The following is an 18,674-nucleotide window of genomic DNA, read 5'->3' on the forward strand; positions in this document are numbered from 1 at the left end:
AAATAAATACGTTTGGAGTATTTATTGTAAACTAAATTTACATATTGTCCCACATTTGTTGAGTTATGTATGCTTCCAGAGCCACGGCGTCAGCGGTTGATGCAGTGAGTACAGAGCGGTACTGTAGACTGCGATCAGCACGGCTGCTCGCCGCTTAAAAATGGGGAAACTGAGTTGGGATCGGTTCAGTCGTCGGCCGGGGCCGCGCCGCTGCCGCCTTCGGCCTGCTGTTTGGTCCACGAGAGCTTGCCACCCGCGGCGAGGATGTCGCGCTCGCGTTCGGAGGCGTCGAGTTCGGCGGTGAACTCCCACTCGCCGTTGACGCTGACGGTGAACTCATCGTCGCCGGAGCGGACGCCCTCGCCGATGTCGTCGACGATCTCGATGTCGTCGCCCTGATCGATCTTCGCGTAGGTGTCTTCGTCGATCTGGAGCGGGACGATCCCGAAGTTGAACAGGTTCGCCTTGTGGATGCGGGCGAAGCTCTGGGCGAAGACGGCCTCGATACCGAGGTACATCGGACAGAGCGCCGCGTGTTCACGCGAGGAGCCCTGGCCGTAGTTCTCGCCAGCGACCAGCACGCCGCCGGGAGCGGCCTTGGCGCGCTCGGCGAAGGTGTCGTCGACACGCGAGAGGGTGAACTCCGAGAGCTTCTCGATGTTCGACCGGTACTTCAGGATGTCTGCGGTGGCGGGGATGATGTGGTCGGTCGTGATGTTGTCGTCCATCTTGAGGATGGTTTCGCCGCCGACCGTGTCACCGAGGGGGTCCTTCAGCGGCACGTCGCCGATGTTCGGCCCTTTGATGAGCTCGTCGTCGATCGCCTCGTCGGGCGAGATGAGATCCGCCTTCGAGCCGTCGTACTTCTCGGGCAGCTCGATACCGGGAGCTTCGAGGTCGTGTTCCTCGGCCAGATCCCGTGGGTCGACGATCTCGCCGGCGATGGCCGCCGCGGTGGCGACTTCCGGCGAACAGAGGTAGACGTTGTCGTCTTCGATCCCCGAGCGACCCTCGAAGTTGCGGTTGAAGGTACGCAGCGAGACCGAATCCGAGGCGGGCACGTGGCCGATGCCGATACAGGCACCACAGGTCGCCTCCGAGAAGTTGACACCGGCGGCCATCAGTTCCGCGACGTGGCCCTGTCGGGCGAGGATCTCGGCGGACTGCTTCGAGGCAGGCGCGATGATCATCTCGGTGTGTTTGGCCACCTCGTTGCCTTTGAGCATCTTCACCGCGGGCAGGATGTCCTCGTAGCTGCCGTTGGTACAGGAGCCGATCATGACCTGCTCGACGCGCTCGCCTTCGACCTCGCGGACGGGCACGACGTTGTCGGGCATGCTCGGCGTAGCGATGAGCGGTTCGAGCTCCGAGAGATCGATGGTGATCTCGTCGGCGTACTCGGCGTCCTCGTCGGGGCCGAGCTCGACGAACTCGTCGGCGCGGCCGACGCGTTCGAGGTAGTCTTTGGTCTGCTCGTCGGTCGGGAAGATCGACGAGGTCGCACCGAGTTCGGTACCCATGTTGGTGATCGTCGTTCGCTCGGGGACGGTGAGCGACTCGACGCCGGGACCGGTGTACTCGAAGACCTTGCCGACGCCACCCTTCACGCTGAGGCGGCGGAGCATCTCGAGGATGACGTCCTTCGCGGAGGCCCAGCCTTCGAGCTCGCCCTCAAGTCGGACGTTGACGACTTCCGGCATCTCGACGTAGTAGGCGCCGCCACCCATGGCAACGGCGATATCGAGGCCACCCGCACCGATGGCGAGTTGGCCAAGGCCGCCGGGGGTCGGTGTGTGGCTGTCCGAACCGAGCAGCGTCTTGCCGGGGGCGGCGAAGTTCTCCTTGTGGACGTTGTGGCAAATACCGTTGCCGGGTCGGGAGAAGTGCGCGCCGAAGGTGCCAGCGGCCGAGCGGAGGAAGCGGTGGTCGTCGGTGTTTTTGAAGTCGAACTGATAGGTCTGGTGATCGCAGTACTGCGCGGCCAGCTCGGTCTGGACGTCTTCGAGGCCCAGCGCCTCGAACTGGAGCCAGACCATCGTGCCGGTGGTGTCCTGCGTCAGCGTCTGGTCGATTTCGATACCGATCTCCTCTCCGGGGGTGAGTTCCCCTTCGACGAGATGATCGTCGAGGATCTTCTCTGTGAGCGTCTGTCCCATAACACTCGCCGATGGTCCCTACGCGGGTATAAATCCCGCGTATTTCTCGACTGTTAACCGTGTGGAATCGACCGCCGACATCCCCGTCGAGACGGCTCACCACCCCTACGCCATCGATTTTCGAGAATCGAACCAGTCCGATCTCGGTACTGTTTAGTCGGTTCCGACGGAGCCTCGGCCATGTTCGAATCAGGCGCGTTCGTCGGTCAGCATCTCACGCCGCTCGACGAGAGCCAACGCCAGCCCAACGGCGTCGACCTCACGGCTGCAGTGATCTACGAGCAGACGGGCACTGGGCGGATCGACCGCGACGACAAGACGATCGGCGACCGCGAGGAAATCGGCCCGGTCGACGGCACCTACCGGCTCGATCCGGGCGCGTACATCGTTCAGTACGGCGAGACCGTCCACATCCCGGAGGATCATATCGGCTTCATCTACCCGCGGTCGTCGCTGATGCGGAACTCGTGTATGCTCCACACCGCGGTCTGGGATGCGGGCTACGAAGGGAAAGGCGAGGGCCTCCTGGAAGTCCACCACGAGATCGAGATCGAACAGGGCGCACGCATCGCCCAGCTCGTCCTCGCCGAGGCCGACCACGAGGGCACCTACGACGGGAGCTATCAGGGCGAACACGTCGACTGATACCGATGGGAGTACCTGTCGGAGTCGTACTACTGCGTGTTTTCGTGGAGTGGATTTGGAAGGCGGTCGCCGAGGATAGCTGTGGTAGCCACTCCGCAGACGATGCCGAGGGCCAGACCGATGACCTCACCGAACAGCATATTCCCGGCGATCGCGGTGCCGAAAAAGACCGCCCCACCGACGAGTACGACCGTCCAATCACGTAGCTCATCGATGATGATCGCTTTCAGCCCAGCGACCAGTTCCGTGAGGAGACCCATACGGGCGCATCAGGATGTCAGTACAAAACCATTTTGATCAACAGCACAGCCCCATGACCATACTGCCTTCTGGAACGGTTTGGCTGCGCCACCGCGGGGACGGCTCACTCGTTCGTCGGTCGGAGACCGTCGACTGAGCTACTCGACGTCCTCGAACGGCGCGTCGACGAGTTCGGCGGCGGCGTCGGCCTCGGTGTCGTCCACCAGCGAGGCGAGATAGGGGGCGTCGGGATTGAAATGCCGGTGGGTGAGCGTCGAGGCGGCGTGATCCAGCGCCAGCGCCAGACTCGACGTCGTCTGGACGAGCCGGTGGCGGATCCCGCGGTTGCGGTCGTGGACGTAGAGTTCGATCTCGTCGGTCGGCAGGAAGATGTCGACCGGTTTGAGGATGACGTCGTAGGAGCGCTGGGTGTGGCTGAACACGAGCGCGTCGGCCAGTGGCTCGTCGCCGAACTTGACGATCTCGGGGTCGACCGCCCAGCCGGGGTCGAGCCGCCGATTCAGCGCGCGATAGTTGATGACGTTGCGGACGGTTGTCCGCTCGCGGATCGTTTCGAGGTCGACCCGCGGCTCGGATTTGAACACGGTGACGAGCCGCCTGACCAGCACGTCGATCGACTCCGAGGGGACCTCGTCGGCCGCCGACTCGTCGGCCGTGGCTGTGGGCACGGACGAATCGGCCTCGGCAGCGGGGTCGGTGTCAGTCATGCGCTGGCTCGCTGTCACCTCACGCTTGGATCCACTCCCTCAAAAATTGCTCGTACGGCCGCCGGTTCCCCGCGATATCGATGCGTCTGAACGGTGCTGTCGTTCAAGCCGTTCACGACGACGCAGAGAAAGCGGGCTGGGAGGGAGTTGAACCACGGTCGCAGCAAGCTGCTCCCTGATTCAACGCCCTCGACAGTCGCTTCGCTCTCCACGTTGTTCCGAGCAGAAGCGGGCTGGGAGGGAGTTGAACCCCCGACCGTCTGGTTAAAAGCCAGACGCTCTCCCTAACTGAGCTACCAGCCCTCACTCGAATTTGCCCACACGCGGTCATAAGCGTTTACATCGTTCGCCGCCGCGGGCTGCGGTCACACTATCCCGTCGACTGACAGGAGCTACCCGTCCCGCTCGAAGTACGTCGACAGCGCGTCGGCGACGACCGCGCCGGGGTCGCGGTTGGCCATCGAGGCCCGGTGGCGGAGTTCGACGTACAGCTCCGGTGGCAGCGTCATCGATAGCTGGCCGGGCGTCAGCCCGTGGTCCCGAAGGGCGGCCTCGACGTCGGACCCGTTGTTGATCTCGCTGGCGACCGACCGGATGTCCCGTACCGTGAGGTCGGCATCCAGACTCGCCCACGCCAGCAGATACCGGTCTTCGGTCGGCACACGGGCGATATGTTTGGCCGCCGTCGGAGCGATATGCCCGCGGGCGACGTGTCGACGGATCGACTGTGGTAGGTCGTGGACACGGGCCCACTTCCGGATAAACGAGACGGTCACGCCTTCGCCGGCTCGCTCGGCGGCCTGCTTGTACGAGCCGACGCCGCGGACCAGCGCCGCACACGCCGCCGCGCCCCGCAGCATCAGCACGTGGTCGTTGCCGCCGACCGCGCCGGTGGCGAACTCGGCGACGACATCGGCGGCTTCCTGTACGCTGGCGGGATCGTCGGGATCGAAGCCGACCGCTTCGGCGGCCCGCTCGCCGGTGATCGCCGGATCCGCACGCACGACGGGGGTGCCGACCGGTGTGTCTCGGTCCGAGCCGTACTCCTCACTCATCGACTGATCCAACAGCCGCCATGGTCAAAAGTATCGCGCACACTGACGGGCCGTCGACATCGATCGTGGTCGACCGAGAGTGAGACCGGCGGCCCTACGGACACAGCAGTGTGGCGTCGGCCGCGTCGACATCGTCGCCGTCGGGATCGTCGGCCTCGGCCTCGGCTTCGGACGTCTCGGCATTCTCGTCGTCGGCGTCACTGTCGCTGTCACGCTGCGCCGACAGGTGTTCCCAGACTTCCGCACAGCCGGCGCCGTCGGAGAGATCTGCCAGATGGTCCGTCTCGTCGCTCATAGAGTCGCCTCCGTAGGTACTGCTGTCATCGATACCTCGTAGACACCCATCACGCTTAACCACCGTCTAACCCGTAACACTGGCCCGCGCTCTGTGATAGGGGAGACTCTTGCGCCTATCACCGACGCCGAAACTGGGGCCGAATCGAATCCGGGCGGTCGAATCACCCTCCGGAGTGGCGTCAACGGTGCGGTCAGTGATTGCAGCGGTCGACTGATACACCTCCGTGGGGCGCCTACCGATCCGCAATGAGTGTCGCCCTGCGAATCCTCGACGACGGCGCGTGGCTCTCGGTCGACGACCAGCGCCGGGTCAGCGTCAGCGAACTGTGGCGGCTCGACGCCCCCGAGTTCTGTGACTGTGACCTCGTCGACTTCATCGCCGAGGGGTTTACCGAGGTGTCGGCCGACGGCCGCGAGGTGGCGGTCACCACCTACGGGAAGTGTATCGCCTGCGGCGAAAGCGGCGTTCCCGGCAGACTCCCAGTCGGCCGGATCCGCGAGGGGAGCTACGAGGGGTACGACCGCCAACACGTCGTGTTGCGGCCGATCGAACGCCGGGGGTAATTGTCGGCAACATCATCCGGTATACGGAACCACCGGGGAGGGTTGACGCGGCAACCGGCTGTTTACGTGTGGGGGGTTTGGGAGGAGACATGCCAACCGACGTCGAGCGATGGAAATCAGAGGTCTACGGCAACGAGATCCGGGAGCATCTCTTCCGGTTCGCCGAGGAGGGCTGGGAGTCGATTCCGGAGGACGAACACGACGCGTGGTTCGAGCGCTTCAAATGGTGGGGACTGTACCACCAGCGAAATGGTCAGGAAAGCTACTTCATGATGCGGATCGGCACGCCCAACGGCGTGCTCGAACCGGGCCAGACCGAGGTCGTCGCCGAGATCGCCGACGAGTACGCCCGCGGTCCCGAAACGAACCCCGAGTTTGGCGATGGCTACGTCGACTGGACGACCCGCCAATCGATCCAGCTCCACTGGATCAAACTGGAGGATATCCCCGCGATCTTCGAGAAACTCGAAGCCAACGGGCTGTCGACCCAGCAGGCCTGTGGCGACTCCTGGCGGAACATCGTCGGCAACCCGATGGCCGGGAAGGCCCCGGAGTTCGTCGACGCCCTCCCCGTAATCGAAGAACTCAACGAGACGTTCAAAGGCAACGAGGACCACGCGAACCTCCCGCGCAAATGGAAGGTCTCGGTCACCGGCTCGCCCGACGGCTCGGGACAGGGCGACATCAACGATCTCGCGCTCGAACCCGCCTCCAAGGAGATCGACGGCGAGGAAGTACGGGGTTTCAACGTCCGCGTCGGCGGCGGCCTCTCGCGGAACGAACCGCGCTTGGCCCGCGATATCGATGTCTTCGTTCGCCCGGAGAACGCCGTCGAGGTCGCCGGCGGCATCTCCGCGCTGTTCCGTGAGCACGGCGACCGCGAGGACCGGTACAACGCCCGGATCAAGTTCCTCGTCGACGAGTGGGGGCCCGAAAAGCTCCGCCGCGTCTTGCAGGAGGACTTCGTCGACTTCGAACTCGAATCGGCCGGCGAGGACATCCGCGAGCAGTACACCTACAACGCCGGCGGCGAGGAACACGGCGACTTGATCGGCGTTCACGAACAGCGCGACGGCAACTACTACGTCGGGCTCAACGTCTTGGTCGGCCGAATGGGTGCCGACGATACCCTTGAACTCGCCCGACTCGCCGAGGAGTACGGCTCCGGCGAGGTCCGGATCAGCCAGCGGCAGAACGTGATGATTACGGACGTGCCCGAGGCGGACCTCGACGACCTGCTCGACGAACCGCTCCTTGAGGACTACTCGCCGGACCCCCATCCGTTCATGCGTGGCTCGGTCGCCTGTACCGGAACGGAGTTCTGTTCGCTCTCGATCGTCGAGACGAAGAACCGTCAAGTACGGTACGCACGGTGGCTCAAGGAGAACGTCGACCTCCCCGAGGGCGTCGAGGACTTCCACATTCACCTCTCGGGCTGTACGGCCTCCTGTGCCCAGCCGCAGATCGCCGACATCTCGCTGCGCGGGATGAAAACCCGGAAGGACGGCGAGCCGGTCGAGGCCCTCGACATCGGACTGGGCGGCGGCCTCGGCGAGAACCCGCAGTTCGCCGACTGGGTCGGCCAACGCGTGCCGGCCGACGAGGTCCCCGGCGCGATCGAGAACCTGCTGGCGACGTTCGAGGACAACCGCGAGGGCAGCGAAACCTTCCGCGAGTTCATCGCCCGCCACGACGAGGAGGAACTAGAGGAGTTCATCGAGCCCGAGGAGACCAGCTACGAGGATCCCTACATGCACAACACCAAGATGACGTGGTACCCCTACGCCGAAGACGACGACATGGACGCCTCGCCCGCCCCGACCGACGGTGACGGCAACTCCATCGTCGCCGACGACTGATCGCCGGCCGACTGCGCGGCGGTAGCCGGATGCTACCGTCTGGTAGTCGACGCCTACCGACGGCTCATCGCACGAGATAGTAGGGATCGCTTTCGATCCGCTCGGCGAGGAACGCCTCCATATCGCCGGCCCGAACCCCCATCACGTTCAGTCCGTCGAGCAGATAGTGATCCATCACTCCCGCGGCCACCATGTCGTCCCGGAGGCCGCGGCGGTTCCAGAAGTAGAGGTAGTTGTTCTTGCTGTAGGTTCGTTGGGTGATCGATTCGGTCGACCCGTCGGCACGGAGTTCACCCTCGATTTCGATCGTCGAGGCGTAGGGGACGTCACAGATGCGTTCGATATAGTGAAGCTGTGTCGAGATCAGCCACGGCGTCCCGATGTTGAGACAGAGGACGTTGTCGTCGCTAAGTCGGCCGTAACAGCCCGCCGGCGAGAAGGTGTCCCGGAACGTACAGTCGGCGAACCGATACGGCCCCCCGACGAGGATCGAGTGGAGTGGATCCGGCGTCCGGTAGTCGGCGTCCTCGAAGAACAGTCCCGAGAACGCACCCAACTCCGGCGGCGTGTCGTCGACGTCGAACCGACGGGTCTCCCGGAACGATTTGGTGAATCCCGGCACCAACACCGACTCGAAGGCCCGGTCCAGCCGGTCGACGATGGCCTCGTAGGGGTCGCCGCCGAGTGCGGTTTTGACGTCGCTCAGCCCGATATGGACGAAGACGATGTCGTCGGTGTAGCCCTCGATGATCGTATCGAGGAGGGATCCGTCGATCGGCCCGACCGACCGGCTTCGCTGTTTGTACAGGTAGTGGGTGGCACTACACCACGCCGTTTCGGGGAGGTGTGTGACGCGCTGGATGGCGCGGCGAGCGGTCGACCGAGAGCTGTGTGAACTGTTTCGAATCATATTGATCGAACCGCGAGCAACTGATATCGACCGCCGTTTCCCTGTCGCAAGACGTTTGCCGGCTGATCGGGCGTAGTCCGACTCGGTACTGGAAGCCATCGGCCGATCACACTTCAGTAGGTGGGGCATAACAAACCGTACAACCCACTGCTGGCCATCCATGCCAGATTCGAATTGGGTGCAGGCGATCGATCGAACAGCGCCGAGTCGACCGCAGGCCGGCGGGCGCGACCGCCGTGATCACTGATGCGGGTTCAGTTCGACGTGACACACCCCGCACACGTCCATCTGTTCAAGAACGCGATCCGGACGCTGGCGGCCGACGGCCACAGCGTCGCCGTCGCCGCCCGGGAGAAGGAAGTGACGACGGCGCTGCTGGAGGCATACGGGATCGACCACACGGTGCTCTCCTCGAAGGGCCGGAGCATCGCGGCGCTGGTCGCCGAATGGTCGCTCCGCGAGCTCCGGACGATCAGCTATACGCGGGCATTCGATCCCGACGTGATCGTTAGCCGGGCGCTTCCCTCGGCGGTCCACGCGGCGGCGCTGACCGGTGCCTCGAGCGTGGTCTGTACCGACACCGAGTACGCCCGGGGGATCGCCACCCTGATCGGCCCCTTCGTCGACTACTGGTGGACGCCCGCATGGTTCACCGGCGACTACGGCGACCGCCAGCGCGTCCACGAAGGCGTCGACGAACTCGCCTACCTCCACCCCGACCGGTTTTCGCCCGACCCCGATCGACTCCGGGAGTACGACATCGATCCAGCGGAGCGCTACTTCGTCCTCCGGTTCGTCTCGATGGGGGCTCACCACGACCGCTCGCGGGCGGGGTTTTCGCCGGCGGGCAAACGTCGGCTCGCCGAGGCGCTGTCGGCCCATGGGACGGTCTACATCTCCGCGGAGGGGTCGCTTCCGGACGGTATTGCCGGGGAGCCGGTACCGGTGGAGCCGGCCGACATCCACCATCTGCTGGCGTTTGCCGATCTGCTCGTCGGCGACAGCGAGACGATGGCGACCGAGGCCGCCCTGCTGGGAACGCCGACGATTCGGGCGAACTCCCATGCGACCGACGAGGCTCTCGGGGTGTTCGTCCGGCTCGACGACTACGGGCTCGTCGACTCGATCAGCGACGAAACGACCGCCCACGAGCGGGCCATCGAGCTGGCCACCGACCCAGCCGCAGGCGATCGGTGGGACCAGCGGCGGGCGGCGCTGCTGGAGTCGACCCCCGACGTGACCGGCCATCTCCTCGGTGTGATCGAGGAAGCCGCCGATGGAGGTGGTCGATGACTTCGACCCGACCGGCAGACGCGGAGTTACGGGTGTTGAGCCTCGTCACGAACCACCGGGCCCGGTTCTATCGTCAGCAGGTCGACCGGCTCCGGGGGCGTGGAATCGGCGTCGACGTCCTCACGGTGCCGGACGGCGACGGCGGCGGCAGAGGACCGCACGACTACGCCCGGTTCTACGTCGCGGCCTTCCGGGCCAGCCGCGGGGCCTACGACCTCGTCCACGCCAACTACGGGCTGTCGGCCCCGCCGGCGGTGATCCAGCGGAACCATCCGACAGTCGTCTCGCTGTGGGGCAGCGATCTGTTGGGTACCTACGGACCGATCGGCCGGCTGTCGGCCCGGCTGGCCGACGAGGTGATCGTCATGTCCCCGGAGATGGCCGCCGAACTCGACGGCGACTGCCACGTCATTGCCCACGGCGTCGACAGCGAGCGGTTCCGACCGGAGCCACAGGCCGACTGCCAGGAGACCCTCGGATGGGCACCGGGGAGTGCCCACGTGCTGTTTCCGTACCCGCCGACACGCGATGTAAAAGATTACCCGCGGGCCGAGCGGCTCGCCGCGGCCGCCGAGGGCCGGCTGTCGCGGCCGGTCGAACTCCACACCGTCAGCGGCGTCGACCACGAGGAGATGTACCGCTACATGAACGCCGCGGACGCGCTGCTGTTGACCTCCCGCCGCGAGGGGTCGCCCAACTCGGTCAAGGAGGCGATGGCCTGTAACCTCCCGGTGGTTGCGACCGACGTCGGCGACGTCGCCGACCGGCTGGCGGACGTCGAGCCGTCGGCAGTCCACACCGACGACGACGCCCTCGTGGATGCACTCGTCGACATCCTTCGGCGTGGCGAGCGGTCCGACGGCCGCGAGCGGATCGCCGAGATCAGCCTCGCCGGACAGATCGATCGCCTCGTCGGCGTCTACCGGCGCGCATGCGACGACTGAGTGGGATATCGGGGCCCACGTGGCGATGGATTTTTACTCGTAGACGCCGGTTATTCGCTACCTACCAACGGCCCAGTCGTTGAGGGAGCCGTAATCTATGACTACCAACACCGACACGGAGACACGCGCGCAAGTCGACGTGATCAACTTCTGGTGTGTGGTAGTGCTGGTCGTCTCGGCGGCCTCGGTCGCGGGTGTCGTAGGTGCGGCAGTCGTCGCCGGTGAGTTCGCCGACCGTAACTTCAACTCCGATCCCGCCAACGCGACCGAGACGGGCGTCATCATGGAAACCAACGTCGACGGAAAGACCAGCGTTCGATGGTCCGAGAAGGGCGATGCGAAGTTCTTGGAGCTCCACGTCGACGGCGAGCGGGTCGACGCGCTCAACTACGTCGGCGACGAGGTGACCATGGAGGCCGAATCCTTCGAGGTCGTCGCCGTCTACGAGGGCCGAGAGACCGAGGTCATTGATAGCCACGGCCTCTAACGGGAGTAGGGACTACTTACCCCGCGGCTAACTACCGGGGTTCGGTTTCTGTGTGCGGATTCCGGCCGCTGTCGCCTCGCCGACTCGTCTACGGGATCGTTTGCTACCGGCAGCCGGCGAGCCGACGGCACAAGCGACCTATAACAAAGCGCGTCTCGTGACAGTCTCGGGTAGTCCGCACGCCGCATGGCGGCTCGGCGGCGTCGGGGCGCATCTATGACTGACACCAGACGACAGGCGACGGTTCTGAAGGCACTGCTCGCGGTCGGCTGTCTCGCGTTCGCCGGCGCGCTCGTGGCCGCCTACAGCCGGCCGGCGACCGGCTACGAGCTTTCGATCTACCGGTCGACGCCGGTCGGCTTCTGGATCGGCGTCGTCGTCGCCGGCGTCCTCGGGCTGACGGTCGCGTTCTCCCCGCCGGCTGCCCGCGGGATTCGGGCGATCGGCCTCGGCCTTGTGACGGGCGTAGCGCTTGCGGTCTTCGCGCTGCCGCTCGTGCGTGGCTACTTCTTCTACGGGGCCGGCGACTCGATGACCCACCTCGGCTGGGCCCGTGAGCTTCACGCCGGAACCCTGAGCCCGCTTGAGTTCGTCTATCCGGGGATCCACACGACCGCAGCGTATCTGGCTGAACTCAGCGGCTTCGCGCTGACCGACACCCTGCAGTTCGTCCCGCTTGTGGTCTTTCCGATCGTGAGCGTCGTCTTTACCGCACTGTGCGTGCAGTATCTCACAGGCAACAGGTGGGGCCTGCCGGTCGGCGTCGCCGTCGGTCTGCTGTTGGTCCCGATCAACCACCTCAGCATCCATCTGCTGGCCCACCCGTCGAGTCAGGCGGTGTTGTTCCTCCCGCTGGTGTTGTATCTCGTCTTGCGGTTCGTCACCGCTCCGGACGATGGGTCGACCCTCGGGACGCCGATCGGGATCGCGCTGGCGGTCGTCTGCGTGGCGATGGTGTTTATTCACCCACAGGAGACGCTGAGTCTCCTGCTGTTGCTCGGCGGGATCGCAGTCGTCCAGCTGGCGGCCACCCGGTGGCGACCGACCAGCCGGATCGCTCGCCACCGCCCGATCTACGCCCACGCCGCGCTGACGTTTCTCGTCTTCGCCACGTGGCTCCCCCAGCACGACCGGCCCGTCGGGCGGATCCGGTTCGTCGCCTCGCAGTTCCAACAGGTGGGTGTGACCGCGGGCGCGGAGAGCACCGACACGCAGGCCGCGTCGCTGGCGGCCCTCGGCGGCAGCATCGAGGAACTGTTCGTGAAACTGTTCGGCGTCGCGTTGCTCGTCTCGGTGATCGCGGCGGCGCTGATGGTGGCCGCCCTGCTCGGTCGACTCGACGACCGACCGACCGACCGGCGGGCACTGGTGACGTATCTGACCGCCGGGCTCGTCCCGCTCGGGTTTGCGTTTCTCGCCGTGTTCGCGGCCGATCAGGGGGACCACTACTTCCGGTTTCTGGGATTCATCATGGGTCCGGTGACGATTCTGGGGGCGGTCGGGATCGTCGCCCTCGTCGGGCGGGTCGACGGCGTCGTCTCGCGGCGAACGGTCGCCGCGGGGCTGGTAGTCGTCCTGACGGTGGCGATGGCCGCACAGGCGGCGGCGATACATCCCTCGCCGTACTACTACCAGTCGAACGGCCACGTCACCGAGCGCTCGATGGCGGGCCACACGGTCGCTTTCGACCATCGCGTCGAAGACACCGTCTTCATGGGGACCAGAAGCGGCCCCCGCCGGTACGTCCAGACCTACTACGGCCGGCCGACGGCCGATCGGGTTGAATTCCCCGATGTCGGCGTTCCCGGACCGGTGTTCAACACCAACCTGTCGACGGCGTACGACGACGACCGGTATCTCGGGATACAGGAATCGAACTACGCCACCGAAGTCGAACTCTACGATGGACTCCGGTACACCGACGACGGGTTTGCGGCCCTCGAACGGCGGGGCAACATCTACCGTGTACAGGACAACGGCGGCTTTCGACTGTACCTGATCGACAACGGGGAGTAATTCATGTCCTTCGCCGACCGCATCGCCGCCGGCGTCAAAGCGAGTTTCGGGGCCCGGATCGTCAAGATCGCCACCAACGCACTGCTGTTGGTGATTCTCACCCGATTCCTGTTTACCACCGACCAGTACGGCCTGCTGTATACGGTCGTCTCGGTCGTCGGCGTCGCCTCGATGTTTGCGACCCTCGGGTTGCCCTCCTCGGCGGCCCGCTACGTCGCCGAGTACTCCGAGGTCGACCCTTCGCAGGTCCCCCGGATCCTCGGGATATCGCTGCTGTTCGTCGCCGGCTTCGGCCTGCTGACGGCGGTCGTCATCGCCGGCTTCGACGGGCCGATCACGGCGCTGGTCGGCGAGGCGGCGATCGCACCGTTGCTGTCGCTGGCGGCCGTCTACGTCGTCTTCGAGTCGCTGCATAAGTACCTGACTGCCGTCCTCCAGGGGCTCAACGAGATCCCCCTGAGCGCGGGGCTCAACGCGACCGCCCAGATCGGCCGACTCGTGTTCGCGGTGGGGCTCGTCGTCGCCGGCTTCGGAGTGTGGGGTGCGCTGGCGGGCTATCTGCTGGGCTTCGTGCTCTCAGTGACGATCGGCGGCTGGCTGCTCTACAGCCGGATCTATACGTCGCTGCCGACCGCGTCCGAGATGGAAGACGGGCTAGCGCGGCGGCTCGTCGAGTACAGCGTCCCGCTGACCGCGACCCGCGGGGCAACCGTCATCGACAAAAAGGTCGACACGATCCTCGTGACGTCGCTGGCGGGGCTGACGCCGGCGGCCTACTACGCGGTCGCCAAACAGGTCGCCGATGCCTGCGTCTCGCCGGCGAGTTCGCTGGGGTATACGATCTCGCCGGCGTTCGGCGAGGACAAGGCCGGCGACCGTCTCGAACGGGCCGCCCGGCTCTACGAGTACTCGCTGGAACACGTGTTGATCTTCTACATCCCGGCGACTGTCGGGTTGATTTTGGTCGCCGAGCCGACGATGCGGCACGTCTTCGGCGCGTCGTATCTCGGTGCGACGCCGGTGGTACAGGTGTTCAGCCTCTTTATTCTCGCCAACGCGGTCAACAAGATCACCACCGATAGCCTCGACTACCTCGGGCGGGCCCGGATTCGGGCGATCTTCAAAGGCGGGATGGCCATCAGTAACGTCTCGCTGAACCTGCTTTTGATCCCGATCTACGGAGCGACCGGCGCGGCGGCGGCGTCGGTCGTCACCTTCGGGGCCTACACGCTGCTCAGCGTCTACATCATCTCGACCGAGCTACCGATCCGGTTCCGGGTCGTCACTGGCTCGGTCGCCCGGATCGGCCTCATCGCCGGAATAATGGGCGTGGGAGTGTGGCTCCTTCGCCCCTACGTGAGCGGCGTCTTCACCCTCGGTGCGGTTATCGCTACGGGGGGCGGGATCTGGTTGGCGCTGTCGGCGGCGTGGGGCGTCATCGACATCGAACAGCTGTGGTCGTACGTCGCGCCCTCCTCGTCGACTGCCGACGCCGACTGAGCTAGTCGTCCGAGGCGGCCTCGGATTCGACGGCTCCTTCGTCAGCCGCCTCGTCGGCCACGGTGCGCTCCTCCGGAACGCTCGCACGGATCGCCTCCTGAAGCCGGACGGTCCATCGGGCCTCCTCGACCGAGACCGCCGGCTCGGTGCCGGTCAACAGCGCCTCGGCCTCCCGATCGAACTGGTAGTAGCTGCCGTTGCGCTCCACCGCCGTCTCCCATTCGCCGGCGCGTTTGTCCGCGAGGACGACCCCGGCGTTGGCGGCGGTCCCCCGGATCCGGTCGGCGATCTGGTCGATATTGTTCCGGGCACGGGCCAGCGGCGAGGCCTTGTAATCACGGTCGAGCCGGACCAGCGTCTGGGAGACGAGATCCGCTGCCAGCGTCGACTCCGAGCCGTGGACATACAGAATGCGGACCGGCTTGGTACCGGAGAGCATCGTGATCGAACACAGCGCACCCGCCTCGCTGACGTACTGGAGCTGTGCGCCGTCGTAGCCGAACTCCATCTCGTAGTCGCCGACCAGACTCGTCTGGGCGGCCACGTCGGCCTCGCTCCGGGGGATCCCGCCGGCGGTGAGCCCGAGATACAGCGGATGAGGGAGTCCCTCCTCGAACTCCCCGCCGAGCAACTCGAAGTTCCACGGCCCGCGGTTGGCCGTATCGGGCTCGGTCGAGCCCGTATACAGCAGGTCGACGCCGCGGACCGTCCCGATGTCGCCGGCGGCGATCGACTCCCGAAGCTGCCGCATCACCAGCCCGAACTTGTGGTTGTGGACGACCGAGAAGTCGACGCCCTCGCGGTCGGCGACCGCCGCGAGCTCCTCGAACTCGTCGATGGTTTCGGTCACCGGCTTTTCGATCAGCACCGGGACGCCGGCTTCGAGGACCTCGGTGGCGACCGCTAGGTGGGTCTGCGGCGGGGTGCAGACGTGGACCCAGTCGAGCCCTTCGGAGTCCAACAGCTCCGCGACGTCGAAGTAGGCCTTGATCCCGTAGTCGGTGGCTCGATCCCTCGCGGTGGCCTCGTCGAGATCACAGATCGCTACTAGCTCCGTCTTTGGGTTGCGGGAGAGTCCCGAGAGGTGGGTCTCGGAGACGGTCCCGCCACCGATGACTGCCGTCTGAAGTGACATCGCTCCTAGATGCCGTCGACGGTATTTTGTTATGGGCCGGTATTCGGTCGCCAGCCACCCCACCCCGACCGTTGATTCGGACGCGAAACGGACGCTACCGCCAGCGTAGTCGGTCGACCGACTCGGATCGGTGACGGCCACAGAGGCCGACAAACAGCTCCGTCGACGCGGGTCGTTCCGTCGGGCTGTCAGCTATAACCACCGGCTGATCGAACGCACACTCAAGTACCGACGATCGACGAGGCGGTATCGTCGATGAGCAGGAGTTTGGGCGTCGGAGGGTGGAGATCAACCCGCAGACAGGGTGTATCGACGGACAGCCCCCGACGACGTCGATCCGGCGACTGCAGTAGGTAGAGGTTATTCCCGTCTCGGTTCGCAACCACGAGGGTAGGAAGCACCTAGTAGCAGCCGTCGAAGCTCTCACCGGCCCGGATCAGGTCGATAATCTCGGTCTAACAGCAAGTGTTTTAAAAGGCGTCTCCTACTCAGCGGAGTGCATACGGGCCAACTTATGACAGATGAATCCTCTCCGGGCAGTTCACGGCCGAGCGGTGAACAGGATAGCCAGCCACGGCGGTTTCGGTACGACCACCCCGACGAGTCGATCGGTGTCTCGATCGCCCACGCGGTGGCGACGGTCTGCGACGTCGACCCGCTGTCGCTGGAACCGCGGCTCTACGACGTCGTCGACCCCGACGCCCTCGAGACGTTGCTGGCCTCCGGAACGGGCGACAGCGACGTTCGAATCTCCTTTGCCTTCGGCAGCTGCGCGGTGACGGTGACACAGAACGGCGAGATCCTCGTCGGAGAGATGGCAAAATAACTATGCTATAAATTGTTACATTCTGGGAATGACCATTACCTCTACATTTTTATATGAGTGTGCAGAACGTGCAGGTGCATGTCCGATTGGCTGACAGACGACGAACTCGATCGGATCTCGCAGTTCGTCGACACCCCCGCATACGCACGGCGTCCAGAGATGTTGCTGCCGGACGCCGACGAAGAGTAGCCCTCCAACCGTTTGTCAACTACACCACAGAAACGTGTGTGCCCTCCAGCCAGTGACCGGGTCACTGGCAGGAATCCCGTCGACTGCTCAGGAGCGGTACCGGATCGACCGGCGGTGGTCGATTGGAGCCGTCTCCACGGACCGAATCAGTCGATAAGGTTTTTCGCCTGTATCTGGTCCCAGAGCTCCTCGCCACGGTCGGTCACGCCGTAGACCCGACCTTTTTTGCGCTCCTCGGGCACGAGTAGCTCGACGAGCTTGCGCTCTCGGAGCCGACCGAGTGCTCGCGAAACGTGGGTGATGCCGATCCCGGAGTCTTCGGCGATTCTGGAGGGCGTTGCTGGTCCCTCCGAGAGTCGTTTCAAGACTGCAATCCGGTACTGAGAGCTGATCACGAAGCCGATTTCGTCCCAATCTTCTGCCATTTGTTGTCCCTCTGTCATTATCTCTCTCCGCGGAGCTGCCGTCGTCGTTCGACGGCCGATCGTAGGACCAACGCCGACCGCTCGCCCGCAGCCCACTGCCAGCCCGCTGGCCGGCCTCGTCACGGGTCTCATACGGGAGTTGGTGCCGGCGGACGTGCCGCCGACCCGCCTGTGTCTCCCGCCGCCGCTACAGCATTGACCCCTTCGGTACATATGAGGTTGGCGATGCTACCTCTCTGTTACAGACTGTTTACGCGTCGTTTCCGGGTATTTCTCAGATTATCCATTGTTTGGATCATCTTACCGACTCGGTAATTCGGGCTGAACCGGTCGACCGACTGTCGACCGATCGGCCGGCGGTCGGATCCCCGCCAGTGTGGTCGCGTTCCGTGCTCGAACGGTTCGAAACGTTCCTACGGTAACTATAACAAAGCCGATAGCTGTCGGAGGGTCGCGCATGGATGCACTCTCCCCCCAAGAGGCACCAACAAAACGGCGGTCGGCCAACCGGCAGTGTCAGAACTGTGGCCACTACGTCACCAAGCAGTTCGTCCGGGTCTTCGGCGCGAACGACGGCTCGCTGTACGGCTGTCTGAGTTGCCTGACACTCCGTGACCTCCGCGAAGGTGGTGGCAAACAGCCGTAAGCTACCGGCTTACTCCCTGTCGACGAGGTTCGAGGGGAGTTCGGTCTGCTCCCTGCGCAACGAGAAATAGTGGGCGGCGGCAACTCCTCCGAAGGCGACGAGCACCGCCACCCCGACGAGAAACTGGAGGCCGGTGGTGACGCCAGCGATGCCGGCGAGGACGTAGACCGCAAAGCCAACGCCGGCGAGGGCGAGGTAGTAGTACTGCCACGGCCGGCTGCTCCGCTGTTGGCGGAAGTAGGCCCCGATCTCGCCGGCCCCCGATCCGAGTTCGACTCGGCCGGTTTCGGCGTCGTAGTGGACTGCCCCCGCGTCCTCTAGCTTCGGAATGTGTGTCTGGTACAGCGAGACGTAGGTCCGCTTGCGTTGCTGGCTGGTGAGTTCTTCGACCGACACCTCGTTTTCGATCGCCGCGATCTCGGCGGCGAGCTCGCTGAGCCGAACGGGGCCGTCGGCCTGCTTGAGGTAGTGCAAGACGAACCGTCGTCTGGGGTTGCTCAGCAGGTCGAAAACCGTATCTTGTGACAGCTGTTGATAATCGGAATCTGACATTCGATATCTGGTGTGGTTGTATCTGTGTCGGTCCCCGAACACGGCGGGGGATCGCCGAAATCCGATTGGATTGATTCCTGTTCGACACTTTGTTACGAGTAAATTACTCACAGTAGGCGGCTATTTATCCGGGCAGGCGGTCGGTCGACGCCGAATCGCCGATCCCGGCTACAGGAGCCGACCGCAGGACGCCGACCGATCCGCCGC

At 64.7% G+C, this 18,674-nt stretch carries 19 protein-coding genes and 1 tRNA gene; 10 read left to right on the plus strand and 10 right to left on the minus strand.

Going from position 1 to position 18,674, the window contains the following annotated elements; all coding sequences use genetic code 11:
- Positions 1 to 185: 185 nt before the first annotated feature.
- Complete coding sequence (locus NKJ34_RS06265; protein WP_253737425.1) at positions 186 to 2,156, minus strand: aconitate hydratase; 1,971 nt, start codon at positions 2,154 to 2,156, stop codon at positions 186 to 188.
- A 180-nt stretch (positions 2,157 to 2,336) separates the two neighbouring features.
- On the opposite strand from NKJ34_RS06265, the gene NKJ34_RS06270 reads away from it, so the two are divergent.
- A complete protein-coding gene (locus NKJ34_RS06270) occupies positions 2,337 to 2,801 on the plus strand; it encodes a deoxyuridine 5'-triphosphate nucleotidohydrolase (protein ID WP_253737426.1) in 465 nt (154 codons plus the stop codon).
- A 29-nt stretch (positions 2,802 to 2,830) separates the two neighbouring features.
- Here NKJ34_RS06270 and NKJ34_RS06275 read toward each other — a convergent pair whose 3' ends face one another.
- The 5 genes from NKJ34_RS06275 to NKJ34_RS06295 all read right to left on the minus strand — a co-directional run bounded on the left by NKJ34_RS06275 (position 2,831) and on the right by NKJ34_RS06295 (position 5,119).
- A complete protein-coding gene (locus NKJ34_RS06275) occupies positions 2,831 to 3,061 on the minus strand; it encodes a hypothetical protein (protein ID WP_253737427.1) in 231 nt (76 codons plus the stop codon).
- Between the two features lie 138 nt (positions 3,062 to 3,199).
- Positions 3,200 to 3,769, minus strand: a complete 570-nt coding sequence (locus NKJ34_RS06280; protein ID WP_253737428.1) for a hypothetical protein — start codon at positions 3,767 to 3,769, stop codon at positions 3,200 to 3,202.
- 229 nt (positions 3,770 to 3,998) lie between these two features.
- Positions 3,999 to 4,072 (minus strand) — tRNA-Lys (locus tag NKJ34_RS06285).
- An 89-nt stretch (positions 4,073 to 4,161) separates the two neighbouring features.
- Entirely contained in the window at positions 4,162 to 4,824 is a 663-nt protein-coding gene (locus tag NKJ34_RS06290) for a DUF7119 family protein (RefSeq protein WP_253737429.1), read from the minus strand.
- Between the two features lie 94 nt (positions 4,825 to 4,918).
- Positions 4,919 to 5,119, minus strand: coding sequence for a hypothetical protein (locus NKJ34_RS06295; protein WP_253737430.1), 201 nt, complete (start codon positions 5,117 to 5,119; stop codon positions 4,919 to 4,921).
- Positions 5,120 to 5,367: 248 nt separating this feature from the next.
- On the opposite strand from NKJ34_RS06295, the gene NKJ34_RS06300 reads away from it, so the two are divergent.
- Positions 5,368 to 5,685 (plus strand): DUF8134 family protein, encoded by a 318-nt coding sequence (locus NKJ34_RS06300; RefSeq protein ID WP_253737431.1) that lies wholly within the window; start codon positions 5,368 to 5,370, stop codon positions 5,683 to 5,685.
- Positions 5,686 to 5,774: 89 nt separating this feature from the next.
- Positions 5,775 to 7,544: a nitrite/sulfite reductase gene (locus NKJ34_RS06305; protein WP_253737432.1), complete on the plus strand. Its 1,770-nt coding sequence runs from the start codon at positions 5,775 to 5,777 to the stop codon at positions 7,542 to 7,544.
- Positions 7,545 to 7,608: 64 nt separating this feature from the next.
- Here NKJ34_RS06305 and NKJ34_RS06310 read toward each other — a convergent pair whose 3' ends face one another.
- Positions 7,609 to 8,454 (minus strand): AAC(3) family N-acetyltransferase, encoded by an 846-nt coding sequence (locus NKJ34_RS06310; RefSeq protein ID WP_253737433.1) that lies wholly within the window; start codon positions 8,452 to 8,454, stop codon positions 7,609 to 7,611.
- Positions 8,455 to 8,700: 246 nt separating this feature from the next.
- On the opposite strand from NKJ34_RS06310, the gene NKJ34_RS06315 reads away from it, so the two are divergent.
- From NKJ34_RS06315 to NKJ34_RS06335, 5 genes are all read left to right on the plus strand, one after another.
- Positions 8,701 to 9,747, plus strand: coding sequence for a DUF354 domain-containing protein (locus NKJ34_RS06315; RefSeq protein WP_253737434.1), 1,047 nt, complete (start codon positions 8,701 to 8,703; stop codon positions 9,745 to 9,747).
- The gene (locus NKJ34_RS06320; protein ID WP_253737435.1) at positions 9,744 to 10,691 is read left to right on the plus strand and encodes a glycosyltransferase; all 948 of its coding nucleotides are present in this window, start codon (positions 9,744 to 9,746) and stop codon (positions 10,689 to 10,691) included. The genes NKJ34_RS06315 and NKJ34_RS06320 overlap by 4 nt, the downstream gene beginning before the upstream one ends.
- Before the next feature lie 97 nt (positions 10,692 to 10,788).
- Entirely contained in the window at positions 10,789 to 11,178 is a 390-nt protein-coding gene (locus NKJ34_RS06325; RefSeq protein ID WP_253737436.1) for a hypothetical protein, read from the plus strand.
- A gap of 216 nt (positions 11,179 to 11,394) precedes the next feature.
- Entirely contained in the window at positions 11,395 to 13,194 is a 1,800-nt protein-coding gene (locus tag NKJ34_RS06330) for a hypothetical protein (RefSeq protein ID WP_253737437.1), read from the plus strand.
- Between the two features lie 3 nt (positions 13,195 to 13,197).
- Positions 13,198 to 14,694, plus strand: a complete 1,497-nt coding sequence (locus tag NKJ34_RS06335; RefSeq protein ID WP_253737438.1) for a flippase — start codon at positions 13,198 to 13,200, stop codon at positions 14,692 to 14,694.
- A 1-nt stretch (position 14,695) separates the two neighbouring features.
- Here the strand turns inward: NKJ34_RS06335 and NKJ34_RS06340 are convergent, their stop codons facing one another.
- Positions 14,696 to 15,829, minus strand: coding sequence for a Gfo/Idh/MocA family protein (locus NKJ34_RS06340; protein WP_253737439.1), 1,134 nt, complete (start codon positions 15,827 to 15,829; stop codon positions 14,696 to 14,698).
- A 514-nt stretch (positions 15,830 to 16,343) separates the two neighbouring features.
- Between NKJ34_RS06340 and NKJ34_RS06345 the strand changes: the two genes are divergently transcribed.
- Entirely contained in the window at positions 16,344 to 16,655 is a 312-nt protein-coding gene (locus NKJ34_RS06345) for a HalOD1 output domain-containing protein (RefSeq protein ID WP_253737440.1), read from the plus strand.
- A gap of 335 nt (positions 16,656 to 16,990) precedes the next feature.
- On the opposite strand, the gene NKJ34_RS06350 is transcribed toward NKJ34_RS06345, so the two are convergent.
- Positions 16,991 to 17,269, minus strand: coding sequence for a winged helix-turn-helix domain-containing protein (locus NKJ34_RS06350; RefSeq protein WP_253737441.1), 279 nt, complete (start codon positions 17,267 to 17,269; stop codon positions 16,991 to 16,993).
- 457 nt (positions 17,270 to 17,726) lie between these two features.
- On the opposite strand from NKJ34_RS06350, the gene NKJ34_RS06355 reads away from it, so the two are divergent.
- Positions 17,727 to 17,915 carry a DUF7563 family protein gene (locus NKJ34_RS06355; protein WP_253737442.1) on the plus strand — a complete coding sequence of 63 codons (189 nt, stop codon included), beginning with the start codon at positions 17,727 to 17,729 and terminating at the stop codon, positions 17,913 to 17,915.
- 9 nt (positions 17,916 to 17,924) lie between these two features.
- Here NKJ34_RS06355 and NKJ34_RS06360 read toward each other — a convergent pair whose 3' ends face one another.
- Complete coding sequence (locus NKJ34_RS06360) at positions 17,925 to 18,467, minus strand: DUF7344 domain-containing protein (RefSeq protein WP_253737443.1); 543 nt, start codon at positions 18,465 to 18,467, stop codon at positions 17,925 to 17,927.
- Positions 18,468 to 18,674 lie beyond the last annotated feature (207 nt).

Source organism: Halohasta salina (genome assembly GCF_024178165.1).
In the GTDB taxonomy this organism is placed as follows: Archaea; Halobacteriota; Halobacteria; order Halobacteriales; family Haloferacaceae; genus Halohasta; species Halohasta salina.

Coding starts and splice junctions, on each gene's coding strand:
- NKJ34_RS06265 (WP_253737425.1), bottom strand. CDS start 2,156: ATGGGACAGACGCTCACAGAGAAGATCCTCGACGATCATCTCGTCGAA.
- NKJ34_RS06270 (WP_253737426.1), top strand. CDS start 2,337: ATGTTCGAATCAGGCGCGTTCGTCGGTCAGCATCTCACGCCGCTCGAC.
- NKJ34_RS06275 (WP_253737427.1), bottom strand. CDS start 3,061: ATGGGTCTCCTCACGGAACTGGTCGCTGGGCTGAAAGCGATCATCATC.
- NKJ34_RS06280 (WP_253737428.1), bottom strand. CDS start 3,769: ATGACTGACACCGACCCCGCTGCCGAGGCCGATTCGTCCGTGCCCACA.
- NKJ34_RS06290 (WP_253737429.1), bottom strand. CDS start 4,824: ATGAGTGAGGAGTACGGCTCGGACCGAGACACACCGGTCGGCACCCCC.
- NKJ34_RS06295 (WP_253737430.1), bottom strand. CDS start 5,119: ATGAGCGACGAGACGGACCATCTGGCAGATCTCTCCGACGGCGCCGGC.
- NKJ34_RS06300 (WP_253737431.1), top strand. CDS start 5,368: ATGAGTGTCGCCCTGCGAATCCTCGACGACGGCGCGTGGCTCTCGGTC.
- NKJ34_RS06305 (WP_253737432.1), top strand. CDS start 5,775: ATGCCAACCGACGTCGAGCGATGGAAATCAGAGGTCTACGGCAACGAG.
- NKJ34_RS06310 (WP_253737433.1), bottom strand. CDS start 8,454: ATGATTCGAAACAGTTCACACAGCTCTCGGTCGACCGCTCGCCGCGCC.
- NKJ34_RS06315 (WP_253737434.1), top strand. CDS start 8,701: ATGCGGGTTCAGTTCGACGTGACACACCCCGCACACGTCCATCTGTTC.
- NKJ34_RS06320 (WP_253737435.1), top strand. CDS start 9,744: ATGACTTCGACCCGACCGGCAGACGCGGAGTTACGGGTGTTGAGCCTC.
- NKJ34_RS06325 (WP_253737436.1), top strand. CDS start 10,789: ATGACTACCAACACCGACACGGAGACACGCGCGCAAGTCGACGTGATC.
- NKJ34_RS06330 (WP_253737437.1), top strand. CDS start 11,395: ATGACTGACACCAGACGACAGGCGACGGTTCTGAAGGCACTGCTCGCG.
- NKJ34_RS06335 (WP_253737438.1), top strand. CDS start 13,198: ATGTCCTTCGCCGACCGCATCGCCGCCGGCGTCAAAGCGAGTTTCGGG.
- NKJ34_RS06340 (WP_253737439.1), bottom strand. CDS start 15,829: ATGTCACTTCAGACGGCAGTCATCGGTGGCGGGACCGTCTCCGAGACC.
- NKJ34_RS06345 (WP_253737440.1), top strand. CDS start 16,344: ATGACAGATGAATCCTCTCCGGGCAGTTCACGGCCGAGCGGTGAACAG.
- NKJ34_RS06350 (WP_253737441.1), bottom strand. CDS start 17,269: ATGGCAGAAGATTGGGACGAAATCGGCTTCGTGATCAGCTCTCAGTAC.
- NKJ34_RS06355 (WP_253737442.1), top strand. CDS start 17,727: ATGGATGCACTCTCCCCCCAAGAGGCACCAACAAAACGGCGGTCGGCC.
- NKJ34_RS06360 (WP_253737443.1), bottom strand. CDS start 18,467: ATGTCAGATTCCGATTATCAACAGCTGTCACAAGATACGGTTTTCGAC.